General features: G+C 67.2%; 8 protein-coding genes and 1 tRNA gene. 7 read left to right on the top strand and 2 right to left on the bottom strand.

The features are described from left to right. Positions 1–91: 91 nt before the first annotated feature. The 4 genes from PK98_RS14265 to PK98_RS14250 all read left to right on the top strand — a co-directional run bounded on the left by PK98_RS14265 (position 92) and on the right by PK98_RS14250 (position 5211). The gene (locus PK98_RS14265) at positions 92–1588 is read left to right on the top strand and encodes a sensor histidine kinase (protein WP_235425527.1); all 1497 of its coding nucleotides are present in this window, start codon (positions 92–94) and stop codon (positions 1586–1588) included. An 82-nt stretch (positions 1589–1670) separates the two neighbouring features. Then, positions 1671–2417 (top strand): ATP-binding cassette domain-containing protein, encoded by a 747-nt coding sequence (locus tag PK98_RS14260; protein WP_039097465.1) that lies wholly within the window; start codon positions 1671–1673, stop codon positions 2415–2417. Further along, positions 2414–3958, top strand: a complete 1545-nt coding sequence (locus tag PK98_RS14255) for an ABC transporter permease/substrate-binding protein (RefSeq protein WP_039097464.1) — start codon at positions 2414–2416, stop codon at positions 3956–3958. Before PK98_RS14260 ends, PK98_RS14255 begins: the two co-directional genes overlap by 4 nt. A gap of 185 nt (positions 3959–4143) precedes the next feature. Then, positions 4144–5211: a ribonucleotide-diphosphate reductase subunit beta gene (locus PK98_RS14250; RefSeq protein ID WP_039097463.1), complete on the top strand. Its 1068-nt coding sequence runs from the start codon at positions 4144–4146 to the stop codon at positions 5209–5211. Between the two features lie 45 nt (positions 5212–5256). Here PK98_RS14250 and PK98_RS14245 read toward each other — a convergent pair whose 3' ends face one another. Then, positions 5257–7875: an AAA family ATPase gene (locus PK98_RS14245; protein WP_039097462.1), complete on the bottom strand. Its 2619-nt coding sequence runs from the start codon at positions 7873–7875 to the stop codon at positions 5257–5259. After that, the gene (locus tag PK98_RS14240) at positions 7872–8996 is read right to left on the bottom strand and encodes a metallophosphoesterase family protein (RefSeq protein WP_039097763.1); all 1125 of its coding nucleotides are present in this window, start codon (positions 8994–8996) and stop codon (positions 7872–7874) included. Before PK98_RS14240 ends, PK98_RS14245 begins: the two co-directional genes overlap by 4 nt. 184 nt (positions 8997–9180) lie before the next feature. Between PK98_RS14240 and PK98_RS14235 the strand changes: the two genes are divergently transcribed. From PK98_RS14235 to PK98_RS14225, 3 genes are all read left to right on the top strand, one after another. Further along, positions 9181–9271 (top strand) — tRNA-Ser (locus PK98_RS14235). Between the two features lie 515 nt (positions 9272–9786). Beyond that, positions 9787–10098: a DUF6471 domain-containing protein gene (locus PK98_RS14230; protein WP_200885041.1), complete on the top strand. Its 312-nt coding sequence runs from the start codon at positions 9787–9789 to the stop codon at positions 10096–10098. Next, positions 10095–13637 carry a type ISP restriction/modification enzyme gene (locus tag PK98_RS14225; RefSeq protein ID WP_039097461.1) on the top strand — a complete coding sequence of 1181 codons (3543 nt, stop codon included), beginning with the start codon at positions 10095–10097 and terminating at the stop codon, positions 13635–13637. Before PK98_RS14230 ends, PK98_RS14225 begins: the two co-directional genes overlap by 4 nt. Positions 13638–14428: the final 791 nt, after the last annotated feature.

The following is a 14428-nucleotide window of genomic DNA, read 5'->3' as shown; positions in this document are numbered from 1 at the left end:
TATAGCATTGCGCGACGCCAGCGCCAGTGCCGCCGCAATTGACTTTCGCCGATACCCGGCTTCTGCTAAAGCCGCGCTGGAGCACATCATCTTGAAAACCCCGCAATCCGAACCGTGGCCGTCGAGCCAGCCCGTGCCGATGGGCGAAGAGGAGCGGCTGGCGGAGCTTGCCTCCTTCGGCAGCGATGCGCTGACAGGCGATGCGGAGCTGGATGCGATCGTCCGCTTTGCCGCGCAGCTGTGCGCCACGCCGATCTCTCTTGTCAGCCTGGTCAAGGCCGACACGCAGGCCTTCCTGGCGCGCACCGGCCTGCCGGTGGCACAGACCCCGCGCGACCAGTCCTTCTGCGCCCACGCCATGCATCAGCGCAGCGTGATGCAGGTGCCCGATGCGACGCAGGACCCGCGCTTCTTCGACAACGGGCTGGTCACCGGCGCGCCGGACATCCGCTTCTATGCCGGCCATCCGCTGGTCAGCGATGATGGCGCCCCGCTGGGATCGCTGTGCGTGATCGACAGCGCCGCGCGTCCGCAGGGGCTGACCCGCTTCCAGCAGGACGGGCTGGCCGTGCTGGCCCAGGCGGTCATGCGCCGGCTGAACGCCCGCCGCGACGAGATGCGCGCCGTGCTGCAGGCGGAGCGGCGCGAGTTCCTGGTGCGCGCGCTGGCCGACAGCGTGCCCGCGCTGGTCTGGTCCGCCGATGCCGACGGCAATTTCGACTACTTCAACCGGCAGATGCAGGACTTCACCGGTCTGGCCACGCTGACCGCCAGTTCCGCCGTGCATGCGGACGACCTGGCCGGCTGCAAGGCGCGGTGGGAGGAAGCGATCCGCACCGGGGAGCCGTACGAGATCGAGCATCGGGTGCGGCGGCATGATGGCGAATATCGCTGGGTCATGTCGCGCGCCGCGCCTGCGCGGGACGACAATGGACGCGTCATCCGCTGGTTCGGCACCGCGACCGACATCGATTCGATGCATCGCGAGTCGGAGAACAACGACCTGCTGGCGCGCGAGCTGTCGCACCGGATCAAGAACATCTTCGCCGTGGTGGCGGGGCTGATCTCCCTGTCCGCGCGCAAGCAGCCCGAGCACAAGGGCTTCGCGGACGAGCTGACCGGCACGATCCGCGCGCTGGGCCGGGCGCATGATTATGTCCGCCCGACCGGCGCGGACCATCGCAACAGCCTGCTGGGTCTGCTGGGCGACCTGTTCAGCCCGTACATGTCCGCCGGGGAGCAGCGCGTGCTGGTGGTGGGCGACGATGCCGCCATTGCCGCCCGCGCGGCCACGCCGCTGGCGCTGGTGTTCCATGAACTGGCGACCAACTCCGCAAAGTATGGCGCGCTGGGTGCGGACGAGGGGCATGTGGACCTGACGATCGACGACCAGGGCGACACGCTGCTGCTGCGCTGGACCGAGCATGGTGGCCCGCCCGCCCAGGCCGAAGGGCGGATCGACGGTTTCGGATCGCGGCTGGTGGAAATGAGCATCACTGGCCAGCTTGGCGGCAGCTGGCAACGCCGGTTCGAACCCGGCGGGCTGGTGTGCGAACTGGTCGTGGCGAAGGCCTGCATCACCCCCTGACCATGCGGCGGCATGGTGGCTTTGTGCCACCGACGCGGCTAGGCTCCGGATGATGGCTGCAATCGATCGGGGCGGAACTGCGATGCTGCGTTTCGACGGGACAAGCCGGCATTTTGGCGCCGTTGCCGCCGTCGATGGCGTGACCCTGGACATCGGTCGCGGCAGCTTCGTGGCGCTGGTCGGCGCATCCGGATCGGGCAAGTCGACCCTGCTGCGCACCGTGAACCGCCTGGCCGAGCCGACCGGCGGGCGCGTGATGCTGGACGGACTGGATGTCGCAAGCCTGCCGCTGGTGGCGTTGCGTCGGCGGGTCGGCTTCGTGTTCCAGGCAATCGGCCTGTTCCCGCATCTGACCGTGGCGGAAAACATCGCGATCGGCCCGCGCATCCAGGGCGCGCCTGTCGCGCAGGGCCGGGTGGCGGAGTTGCTGGCGCTGGTGCAATTGCCGGCGGACCTGGCCAGCCGGATGCCGGCGCAGCTGTCCGGCGGCCAGCAGCAGCGCGTCGGCATCGCCCGCGCACTGGCTACCAGCCCTCCGCTGATGCTGCTGGACGAACCGTTCGGCGCGCTCGACCCCATCACCCGCGATGCGCTGGGCCGGCAGGTGCGCAGCCTGCATGACGAACTGGACCTCACCACCGTGCTTGTGACGCATGACATGGCGGAGGCGCTGCTGCTGTGCGACCGCGTGGTGGTGCTGGATCGTGGCCGGGTCGTGGCGGACGAAACGCCATCCGCGTTGCTGGCGGGTGCTGGCGGCGCACAGGCGCAGGCGCTGGTCGCCGTCCCGCGGGAGCAGGCACGCCGGCTGGCGGGAGGCGGCGCATGAACGGGGTGCTGGCGGCGCTGGCCGGTCTCGGCCCGGTGGTCGCGGCGCATGTCGTGCTGGTGGCGGCCGCGCTGCTGCTGGGGATCGCGGTGGCCCTGCCGCTGGCGGTGTGGGCCGGCCGTTCGGCGCATGTCAGCCGGCTGGTGCTGGGCTTTGCCGGGCTGGTGCAGACGATCCCGGCCCTGGCGCTGCTGGCGCTGTTCTTCCCCATCCTGCTGGCCCTGCGCCCGATCCTGGGCGAGGGATTACCGACGCTCGGCTTCCTGCCCGCGCTGCTGGCGCTGGCGCTCTATGCGCTGTTGCCGATCCTGCGCAATGCGGTGACCGCGCTGGCGCAGCTCGACCGCGGCGTGCTGGAGGCGGCCGATGCGCTGGGGATGACCCGTTGGCAGCGGCTGCGACTGGTGGAGGCGCCGCTGGCCGCGCCCTTCATCATGGCCGGGATCCGCACCGCCGCGGTGTGGACGGTCGGTGCGGCCACGCTGGCCACCACTATCGGACAGCAGAGCCTGGGCGATCCGATCTTCGCCGGGCTGCAGGTGCAGGACTGGTCGCTGGTGCTGGCCGGCTGTGTCGCCTCCGCCGGCCTGGCGCTGACCGCCGACGGCCTGTTCGGCACGGTCGAGCGGGGCCTCGCCTTCCGGCGGCCCGCGCTGGTGTGGACGGCGCTGGCGCTGCTCGCCGCCGGCCTCGCCGCTGCGCTGGTGGTGCCGCGCTTGGGGACGGGGGAGCGCGGCGAGGTGATCACGATCGGCGCCAAGAACTTCTCCGAACAGTACATCCTCGCCCGGCTGATCGGGCGGCGGCTGGAAGCGGCCGGGTACCGCGTCGCCTACCGCGAGGGGCTGGGATCGGCGGTGATCCACCGCGCGCTGACCAGCGGGGCAATCGACCTGTATGTCGATTACGGCGGCACCTTGTGGGCCAACGAGATGAAGCGGGACGGCAATCCGCCGGCCGCGCAGATGAACCGCGAGATCACCCGCTGGGAACAGGACACCAGCGGCACGCTGGTGCTGGGGGCACTGGGGTTCGAGAACGCCTATGCCCTGGCCATGCGCCGGCCGCGTGCCGCCGAGCTGGGCGTCGCCTCGCTGGCCGATCTGGGGCGGGTCGCCGGCCGGGTGACGATCGGCAGCGACCTGGAGTTCTTCCGCCGACCGGAATGGGCCGCGGTGAGCAATGCCTACGGGCTGGGCGCCGCGCGACGCCGCACCTTTGCGCCGACCTTCATGTATGACGCGCTGGCGGGCGGGGAGGCGGACGTGATCAGCGCCTTTTCCTCCGACGGGCGGATCGCGGCGGACGACCTGCTGGTGCTGGCCGATCCGGCGGGCGCCCTGCCTGCCTATGACGCAGTGCTGCTGGTCACGCCGGCCCGCGCCAGTGACGAGCGGTTGCTGGCAGCGCTGCGCCCGCTGGTAGGGGCAATCGGGGTGGAGGCGATGCGAGAGGCGAACTACTCGGTGGACCGCCCGCTGGACAAGCGCAGCCCGGAGGCGGCGGCGGAATGGCTGGACGAGCAGATCGCAGGCGACTGATTCGTCCACAGCTTTGCCAACAGCTGCGAACCGGCTGCGCTTCGCCCGACCGCCCGGGCAGCCTATCCTGTGATCGAATCATTCGTCTGTCACGCACCACAATATCTTGCTAGCTGCAGACGCCAGACCACATCAGGTGGTGCCCACCACCCGGCTTCCGCGCTGCAGACCACAAGGCTTGTCCCATGTCCCTTCTCGAATCCCGCAAGACCTACAAGCCGTTCGAGTATCCGTGGGCCTACGATTTCTGGAAGCGCCAGCAGCAGCTGCACTGGCTGCCGGAAGAGGTGCCACTGGGCGAGGATTGCCGCGACTGGGCGCAGAAGCTGTCCGATCACGAGCGCAACCTGCTGACGCAGATCTTCCGCTTCTTCACGCAGGCCGACGTCGAGGTGCAGGACTGCTACCACGAGAAGTATGGCCGGGTGTTCAAGCCGACCGAGATCAAGATGATGCTGACGGCGTTCAGCAACATGGAAACGGTCCACATCGCGGCCTATTCCCACCTGCTCGACACGATCGGCATGCCGGAAAGCGAATATGGCGCCTTCCTCGATTATGACGAGATGCGCGACAAGCATGACTACATGCAGCGGTTCAGCGTCGACAATGACGAGGATATCGCCCGCACCCTGGCCATGTTCGGCGGCTTCACCGAAGGCGTGCAGCTGTTCGCCAGCTTCGCCATGCTGATGAACTTCCCGCGCTTCAACAAGATGAAGGGGATGGGGCAGATCGTCAGCTGGTCGGTGCGCGACGAGAGCCTGCACTGCGAAGGCATCACCCGCATGTTCCACGCCTTCACGCAGGAACGCGACTGCCTGACCAAGGCGGTGAAGGACGACATCGCCGATGTGTGCCAGACCACCATCCGGCTGGAAGACGCCTTCATCGACCTGGCCTTCGAGATGGGCCCGGTGCAGGGCATGACGCCCAAGGAGATCAAGAAGTACATCCGCTACATCGCGGACTGGCGCCTGACGCAGCTGGGCCTGAAGCCGATCTACCTGATCGACGAGCATCCCCTGCCCTGGCTGACCCCGCTGCTGAACGGCGTGGAACATGCCAACTTCTTCGAGCAGCGGGCCACAGAATATTCCAAGGCCGCGACGCGCGGCAACTGGAACGAGGTGTGGTCCAGCTTCGACCAGCGGCAGAAGGCCAAGGCCGCCAACGAGGTGGAGGACGCCGTGCTGTCGACCGACGACGATCTGGGCCTGTTCGGCCGCGCCGGGATGCAGGCGGCAGAGTAATCCGTTACCCGCCCCGGCCGCTGCATGGCACCGGGGCGGCCAGGATCAGGCGGCGACCAGTTCCACCCGGTTGCCGCCCATGCCGCGGAACGCGCGTTCGCGGCAGGTCAGGACGATGACCTGCATGGTCCCGGCGACCTCTTCCAGCAGGTCGATCATGGCATCCAGCCTGAGGTCGTCCGACCAGACCAGCGGGTCATCCAGCACCAGCGACACCGGGTGCCCCTGCTCCCCCAGCATTTCCGCGAAGGCCATGCGCGACAGCACGGCCAGCTGCTCCTGTGTCCCCCTGGACAGGTGCTCGCAGCCTTCCTCCACCCCGTTGCGATGGATGCCCTGGAGGCTCAGCGCCGCATCGAAGCTGGGCGCGCAGCCGGGCAGGATGCGCCCGATATGGCGCGCCGCGCGCTTGGCGACCGGGCCGATGATCGTGCGACCCAGCTCCTCCCGCGCGCTGTCCAGCACGTCGCGCAGCAGGCTGACCGTGTCCGCCTCCAGCTGCAACCGGTCCAGCAACGCCCGCGCGGCGGCCTCCTCCTGCCGGGCTGTTGCCAGCCGCTCGCCGAGACCCTTCTCGCCTTCCAGCGAGATCGTGGTCTCGAGCGTGGCGATGGCGCGCTCCAGCTCGCCGCGCTTCGCTTCGGCCGCGGCACGCTCGCGATCGGCGCGCTCGATCTGGCGCCGGATCGCGCCCTCGTCGCTCACCTGCGCCGCGCGACCGGCCTGGTCGTGGGCCAGCAGTGCCTCCGCCTCCGCCTGATTGGCGGCGGCGAAGCGCACGGGCAGGTCGGCGCAGTCGCCGGCGATCGCCGCCAGCTCCTCGCAGGTCCGGTCGAGCTCCGTCTGCGCCCGCGCCTGGGCGATCGCCAATTGGCCGTCGCCGGTCGCCGCCTCGTCCAGCGCGGCCTGGGACGCGACGGCGCGATCGTCCGCCACGGCCAGCGCCTGCTCCGCCCGGTCCAGCGCCTGGGCCAGCGCCGGCACGTCCGGCGCCGCGGTGTCGCCCCCATCATCAGGCGCCGCCCCTTGCAGCAGGCGCTTCAGCGCTTCCGGTCCGGCAGTCAGCTCCAGCAGCGGGTCGGCCGGGGTCGCCGCGGCGATCCGCGCCGTCAGGGCGCGCAGCTCACCCGCAGCCTCCCGTGCGATACGATCGCCTTCACGCAGCGCGGGCAGGTTGGGGGCGCCGTGCTGCGCCAGCAGCGCCGAGTGGCGGCCGCGGGCTTCGGCCAGCCGCGCCTCCGCTCCCGCCAGGCTGGCGGGCGGGCGCAGCCACAGCGTACGTCCATCACCCAGGTCGAGCCGCACTTCCTTCGTCAGCAGCCATTCGCCATGCGGCAGCGGCGCGCCGTCCGCCAGCAGCGGAGCCGGCCCCTGATACTCGACCCGTGCCGCACCGGCGTCGAGCGCGGCCTGCGCCTGCACCATCGCGCCTTCCAGCGCCGCCAGTTCCTCCAGCACCGTCCGGTCCACCGTCTGTCCGGGGCGCTCCGCCAGGGCAGCCTGTTCCGCTTCCAGCGCCTGCAACGTGGCCAGCCGGTCCGTCGCCCGGCGCAAGGCTTCCGCCCGCGCATGTTCCGCAGCCTGCGCCTGCCCTGCGGCCAGGGCGTGCCGGGCGGCATCGCGCATGGTCCGCGCCTCCGCCCGGGCGGCATTGCCGGCGGCCAGCCGGTCACGCAGCGCCGTCAGCGTGTCGCCTTGTCCCTGCCGCTCCGCCTGCACCCGCGCCAGGTCGGCGCGGTGGCGTTCCTCCGTCTGCACCAGCTGCGCCTGCCGCTCGGCCAGCTTCTGCAGCCGCTCGCGCTCCGCCGCCGTCCGCGCCAGCCGCTGGTCGGCGGTGGCGAGCAGTTGTGCGGCAGCGCGGGCCTGCTCCAGCTGGCTCGCCAGATCCGCCCGGCGCGCGGCCCCTTCCGGATCGGCCAGCTCCTCGCGCAGCAGCCGCAGCTCCTCGCGCCGGCGCTCCAGCTCGTCGAACGTCCCTTCCAGACGGGCATGTGCCGCGACCGCTGCTGCCAGCTCGGTCTCTGCCAGGGCCACATCATCGGCCGCCTGCTTCAGCTCGCCGGTCGGCTTGCGGGTCTTCGTGAGCCAGCGCGTGCAATCCTTGTCGACCTGCGAGCGAACACGATCGAACGCGGCCGAGCCGAGCAGGGCGCCCGTCTCTTCCTGCAACGCACCGCCGAGGCCGCTGCGCACCAGCTCGCCCGGCACCGCCGGCGCCAGACCCTCTGCCTGCGGCACCCACAGCAGCCCCAGCGCGCCCATCGTGTCGGCGTTCAGCTTCGTCGATTGCTGCCCGAAACCAAACAGTTCCTGCAGCCGCTGCTCCGCCGCTTCCCCCTGCACCCGTCCGCCGGGGCCGGTTAGTTCGACCTTCGCACTCTTCAGGAACCGCTTGGTCAGCGCATGCGGCGCACCGTCGATCGTGAAGTCCAGCTCCACCTCCGGCGCCACATCGTCGCCGTGCGGCTGGAAGCTGCGAACCAGCGCGATCGTGGACTTGTGCCGCAGGAACAGGGCGGCGCGCACCGCCTCCATCAGGGTGGACTTGCCTGTCTCGTTCGGCGCGACCACCAGGTTCAGCCCCGGGGCGAGGCCGGCGATCTCGTGCCGGGCACGAAACTTGCGGAAGTTGTCCAGCGCCACGCGGCGCACGATCATGCTCATGCCTTGTCTCCTGCGCGGGCGGCTTCCACGAACAGCCGCTCCAGCGCGCGACGCGCCAGCGGCGCATCGCTGCCGCCGGCCTCGATCCGCTCGTGCAGCAGCGCGGCGGCCCGGCCCAGCATGCCTTCGCGCTGCAGGGTGGCGAGATCCTCCGGCGTGGGGCTGGCGACCAGCCCGCCTTCGCGCAGGTCCAGATGGCGCAGCCGGTGCGCCAAATCGTCCACCAGTGCGTCACGGATCGCCAGCCGGTCCGCCATGGTGACCATGCCGGCCAGCGTCAGCCGCAGCAGCGCGTTGCCGGGGTCTGCCGCCGCCAGCAGGCGGGCCGTCTCCGCCAGCAGGTCCGCCGCCGAATCGATCCGCCAGTCGCGTTGCAGCCACTGGAACCGGCCGGTCCGCACCCGCTCCACCTGCGGCGGCGCACCGGGGGACAGCGTCACCGCGAGGCACTGCCCGGGATCGTCCCGCTCGAACCGGTCGGGTTCGGGCGTGCCGGCATACCAGGTGCGCTCATCCACCTGCAGCGCGCCATGCCAGTCACCCAGTGCGAGATAGTCCAGCGCGGAGCGGCGGGCGCGATCGGGCGGGAGCAGATTGTTCGCCTCCCCGCGGGAGCCGAAATCGCGGATCGAGCCATGCGCGAGGCCGATCCGCAGGGCACCGGCCGGCGTCTCCATCCGGTCGAATGCCTCGGTCGGATCGTCCAGATTGTGCCGGTGCAGCAGCGGTGCGGGCAGCAGCCAGGCGCCGGGCTCCAGCTCGTGTGGTACGGCCTCCAGCAGGCAGGTGATGCGCGCCTGCTGGAACCGCCCTGCCCAGCGGTCCACCCGGTCCCACAGCCCGCCATTGCGTGCCGAATCATGGTTGCCGGGCAGCAGCCACCAATGGCACGGATGCGCGGCCATGGCCTGCACCGCCTGGCCGATGGTGCGTTCGGACGGATGCTCGGTATCGAACACGTCGCCGGCGACCAGCACATGCGCGGCCCCATGCGCTGCCGCAGCGCAGCCGATCGCGTCGATTGCGTCGAACCGGGCCTCATCCAGCGCATTGCGAACCTCGGTCGGAAGGCTGGCGAAGGGCTTGCCCAGCTGCCAGTCGGCGGTGTGGATGAAACGCATCGAATCGGTTTCCTGAATGGCTGAACTGCTGGAGCAGCCTGCAAGGCGGCTGCGACAGGAATGGTCGGACCGATCGGCCATCCCGCGGCCCATGTCATCCCGCGCGCTGCCATCGTGCGGTCGCTATCACCAGAAAAGACGCCGCTTGATAGGCGTCGCCCCCCTCGTTATAGGCCCCGCTTCCGGAGACGTGGGTGAGTGGCTGAAACCAGTTCCCTGCTAAGGAACCGTACTCTATCAGGGTACCGAGGGTTCGAATCCCTCCGTCTCCGCCAGTTGGCATTGATTTTCAGGCTTTATCTACCAACTTGAGGATCTGTTCCCATCATGGCTCCCCGATAAGGCAGTTGCTGGGCTGAGGCAAAGGTTGCAGGGCAGAGCCACGTCTCGGCTCCGATGAGCGTTCCCAGCCGCTGGAGCTTGGCCGGATCGCCGATGTTGTTTTTGGCCGTCAGGAACAGTGTGCCGACAACGTCGGTGCGCTTCGACAACGTGTAGAGGATGCGGGATAGGTCTGCTCTAAGTCCTCGCCGGCGCGATCCGCCAGCGGGTCGCATTCGCGTCAGTGGCTGGGCAGACGCCTCGTTCATGCGCGCGATTCTCGGAATCGGTAGATCCCGATAGTCGGCAGAGATGAGACCGTTTTCCGCCAAGAACCACTTTTAAGGATGACGAGAACCAGCATCTACGATTATGATTTAGGTGCGCCCCAGGCTTACACATCATAAACGGTGACACGCATAATCATGCGAGCTTGCGCAAGCAGCCTTCACGATCCTAGAACGGCAAGATGGAAAATGTCGGTCGGATAGACGAGGCGGCGTGGGAGCAGCTGGTGAAGAACATCCTTCGCGCCGAAATGATGCTGCGCGGCATCTCCTACGAGCAGCTCGTCGCGAGGCTGGCCGCTCTAGGGATCATCGAGAACGTCCCAAACCTGCGCAACAAGGTCGCACGCGGGCGCTTCGGCGCCTCCTTCTTCGCCCAGTGCATGGTCGCGATCGGAGTCGACCGCCTGCAAATCCCGACGGCAGAACAGATCCGCACCGGTATCGGCGGTGAGCACGGCGCCCAGGTGCGTGCAAAGGGGAAGCGGCCGTGAAGCCCGAGTTGATAACGGCAATCGCGGCCTATTGCGACGACACGCGCAAGCTGGAGTCGTTGCCGACGACCACAGAGACCACTTACTATCCCGACATCAAGGTGCTTCTGGCGGCACTGCTTCGGGGCGAGAGGTTGCCGTTCGACGTTCGGACCGGAACGTCGGAAGCGAGGCAGGCGGGGCGTGACATGCCCGACTTCATCCTAGGCGATTCGACGCTCTTCGTCGGCGTCTACGGCGAGGTCAAGAAGCCAAACGTAACGCTTGAAGATCTGGCCGCGTCCACCGAACAGAACGATCAGATCGGCCGATACCTCGCGCAGACCGGCGTCGTGCTGATCAGCAATGTCCGCGGGTTCGGCCTGTTAACCTGCAAGATCGGTTACCATCGCGACCCGGCGGTCCCCGTCCCGCCGACGCAGCGCAGCCTGGAGAAGCAGGTGGATCTCTGGTCCGCTTCCCCACGCGGCAGGGCGCCCGTCAACGAGGCCGACGTCGAGCGGCTGGTGGACATTATCACCGTCGCCGTAACGGACCACGCGGCGATCGCTGCGCCCGCCGACCTCGCGAAGATTCTTGCGCGACAGGCCCGCGACGCGAAGGACGCTATTCCCCATAACCTGCAGCCTATCCGGCCTCTCCTTGACGACTACAGGCAGGCGCTCGGCCTGGCGTTCGACATCGACGATGAGAAGGGCGCACGCTTTTTCAGGTCCTCGCTTGTCCAGGCAATCTTCTATTCGCTGTTCGCCGCGTGGGTGCTGTGGGATCGCGAAGCGGAAGCGGACGCCACGTTCGACATTGCGGCGGCCGAGGCGAACCTGCCAATCGCGTTCCTGGCGTCGCTGCTCCACGACATCCGTCATCCAACGCGTATGCGTCACCTAGGCCTCGAAGGTCATCTACAGAGAGCCATTACGACCTTCGGGCGTATCGACCGCGATCATTTTCGGTCGCGCATGGTGTTTCCTACCATCGACGACGACGGCGACGCGCTCGCCGCTATCACCTACTTCTACGAGCCGTTCCTTGAGGCCTTCGATCCCAAACTCCGGGACGAACTAGGCGTGTGGTACACGCCACCGGAGATCGTCCGCTACCAAGTGCGGCGTGTCCACCAGTTGCTCAAGACTGACCTCGGGCGTGCGCGCGGCCTCGCCGATCCCGAAGTGGTCGTCCTCGACCCGTGCTGCGGCACGGGAGCCTATCTGCTCGAGGTCGCCCGGTGCATCGCGGATCAACTTCGCGCCGAAGGGGACGAGGACACCATCGGCCTAGAGCTGGCAAAGGCCTTCGAGCAGCGAGTGATCGGCTTTGAGATCCTGACGGCGCCATTCGCCATCGCACAGCTGCAGCTTTATCTCCTACTAGACCAGCTCGGAGCCCGCCCGGCTGAGGATCGCCGGCTCGCCGTGTTCCTGACAAACGCCCTCTCGGGCTGGCGTGACGAGGGCAACGTCAAGCTGAACTTCCCTGAAATGCGTGACGAGTTCGATGCGTCGCAGCGTGTGAAGCGCGATGCTCGCATCATCGTCGTGATTGGCAATCCGCCGTATGACCGCTTCACAGGTGCAGCACAGGCGGAAGAGGCCGAGCTCGTCGCGCATTACAAGGGCATCGAGCTGGTGCCGGACAAGAACAAGAAGGGCGAGATCAAAATCGACGCTTTTGGTTGTCCGAAGATGAAGCAACGCGGAGACAGCCTGCTCTACCGGGAATACGGTGTCCGAAAGCAGTTGCTTGACGATCTCTACATCCGTTTCGTGCGGATGGCCGAAGAGCGTATCGGGGGCTCCGCCGACTACGGGATCGTCTCCTTCATATCCAACTCCTCGTTCCTCACCGGTCGATCGCACCCGCTCATGCGGCACTCTATGCTTGGCAGCTTCGACCGCGTGTGGATCGACAACCTGAACGGCGACAAGTATCGCACCGGCAAGATCATCCCCAGCGGCGTGCCTGGAGCGGGGACACGTGACGACAGCGTCTTTTCGACGGCCGCGGATCCTAGGGGCATTCAGCCGGGCACAGCCGTTGCCACTTGGCTGAAGCTCGTCGGGCATCGATCCAGCACCAGCACTACGGACGTGCAGTATCGCGACTTCTGGGGCGCTGCCGCGCGGAAGCGGGGCGAGCTCCTGGCGGCTATCGGAGTGGGGCTCAGCGAGACGCCCGCGCCGCCATACGAAGCGGTGCACCCGACGCGTGAGACCCGCTGGCGCCTGGCGCCCCGCGTGCTTGAGGGTGGATACGAGGCATGGCCCGCCCTCGACGAGCTGTTCCCGGTTACCTTCCAGGGCGTGAACCACAATCGCGGCGTCGAGGGCACCGTGGTCGATGGCGAGGCCACCACCCTCAAGACGCGGATGAGGGAATACATCGAAGCCCCCACATTCGCCGCCGCTGCCAAGATAAATCCGTTGCTCGCACCCGAGGACGTGGACGGCAAGCCCGCCATATCGGGATACGAACCCGAGACCATCTGGACCGCGCTGCACGCCGCAGGATTCGATGAGAGGAAGGTGAAGCCGTTTCTCACCTTCCCTCTGGATACGCGAAGCATCTATTACGACACCGGAACGAAGCTGCTCAATCGATCCCGACCCGAGTTCGGGATGAACTTGGCGGCGAACGAGTTTCTGCTTACCGTCCCCGAGCCTCGCAAGGAGACCGAGACGAGGCCGGTGTTCTCCACCATCTTGGCCAATCTGCACGTGCATGAACGCGGATCAGTTGTCTTCCCGCGCGAGACGACCAGCGACGATCTCTTGGGCGATCGTGACGCGAACATCGCGGAACACGTCTGGCGGTCAATCTCTGCCGCATTCGGTCTGACCGGAAGACGACGTGACCAAGCCGCGCGCGACCTCGTTGGAAAGCTGTTCCGCGTGGTCTTCGCGATGCTCTATGCGCCTGCGTATCAGGCGGAACACAAGAGCGCACTTGCGTCGGATTGGGCGCACGTGCCCATTCCGCGCAAAGCCAAACTGTTCGACTGCGTTGTCGAGGCTGGCGACAAGGTGACGAGACTGCTGGATACCAGCGTCGACGTCACCGCGCTTGTCGAGGAGATATTGGGGATCGAGACGACACGGGCACTGGGCCCTTTGAAACGTGCAGATGGAAGTCAGGTTCGACCGACCGACCTCAAGGTCACGATCACCTATTGGGGCGGGGGCAAGGGCAGATGGACACCCCGAGCGCCTACCATCGGTGAAACCCCCTCGGCCACAATCGCCGGCCTCTGGGGAGAGATGACCGGTGATCTGTACATCAACGACGAAGCCTTTTTCGCGAACGTGCCCGAGGCCGTGTGGAGCTACCAGCTCGGCGGCTACCCAGTGTTGAAGAAATGGCTCGGCTATCGCCAGGCCAGCCGTAGGAATGATCGCCCCTTGTCTGACTCCGATCGACGGTGGTTCCGGTCCATGATCCAGCGGATCGCCGCACTGCTAGCGATCGGCACGACCCTGGACGAACTCTATCAGGAATGCATCGTCGACGCGTTCACGTCGTCCGACCTCGGGATCGAGCGGTGAGCAAGGCAACGCCCACCGCTACGTAACCATTCCCGTGCTCGGACACGCCAAGACATACCGGCCAACATCTGGGCGCGCATCTTCCTCGCGGAGAGTTGGGATGTCGTCCTACACCCGCGCGGCGACTGGCTGGCAATGAGCACCGCGGATACCATCGACGTCGTTTGCCTCGACGTCACTGCCATCGACGTGTCGAAGGCGGTGATCTGGCACACCGTCGAGGTTTGCTCCCAAGATCGGATCGACAAGCTCTGCGGACTGTCCGCCGGTGCCGCCAATACGCTTCGGCGTGTGGTCGGCCCAACCTCAAGAGCATGCTGTGGCATGGGTCGAAGAAGGACAGCGATCTGCTGACGACCGACTTCTACAAAGAGCGGATCGAGGAACTGCACGCCAAGCATCCCGAGTGGTTCGCAGACGACGATTAGGACGAGGATAATTATGTCGAGCCCACGACCGACCCGATCGCTGGGTTGCGGCAGGAGATACCTGAGCTCGTGGTGTCAATGGTGGCCGAACGCAACAAGGCCATCCATGTCTCTCTGGCTGCCATCGCCGGCATCATCGTGGGTGTGCTGATTAAGTGATGCTGGTGCCGCCGTCCGTTGGCGGTGCTAGATTGCTGTGGACGATTTGCTCGAGAAGTCCCGATGACTGAGGATCGGCTGCTCAACGGCCGCTCTCCGCGTCTGCAATCCGAAACCAGTCAGTCGGCTACCGAAGCACATTGGTGGTCTAGAATGCCCGGCTTTGACGGAAGGTGCGTTTGACAGGCATCGTTTGGAACCAGC

The sequence above is a fragment of the Croceibacterium mercuriale genome (genome assembly GCF_000802385.1).
GTDB lineage: Bacteria > Pseudomonadota > Alphaproteobacteria > Sphingomonadales > Sphingomonadaceae > Croceibacterium > Croceibacterium mercuriale.
This window is presented reverse-complemented; position numbering and strand designations above follow the sequence as displayed.

What these genes read in the sequence shown, in the direction of transcription:
- PK98_RS14240 (WP_039097763.1), bottom strand. Translation starts at nt 8,996, where the DNA reads ATGCGTTTCATCCACACCGCCGACTGGCAGCTGGGCAAGCCCTTCGCC.
- PK98_RS14260 (WP_039097465.1), top strand. Translation starts at nt 1,671, where the DNA reads ATGCTGCGTTTCGACGGGACAAGCCGGCATTTTGGCGCCGTTGCCGCC.
- PK98_RS14255 (WP_039097464.1), top strand. Translation starts at nt 2,414, where the DNA reads ATGAACGGGGTGCTGGCGGCGCTGGCCGGTCTCGGCCCGGTGGTCGCG.
- PK98_RS14245 (WP_039097462.1), bottom strand. Translation starts at nt 7,875, where the DNA reads ATGAGCATGATCGTGCGCCGCGTGGCGCTGGACAACTTCCGCAAGTTT.
- PK98_RS14230 (WP_200885041.1), top strand. Translation starts at nt 9,787, where the DNA reads ATGGAAAATGTCGGTCGGATAGACGAGGCGGCGTGGGAGCAGCTGGTG.
- PK98_RS14250 (WP_039097463.1), top strand. Translation starts at nt 4,144, where the DNA reads ATGTCCCTTCTCGAATCCCGCAAGACCTACAAGCCGTTCGAGTATCCG.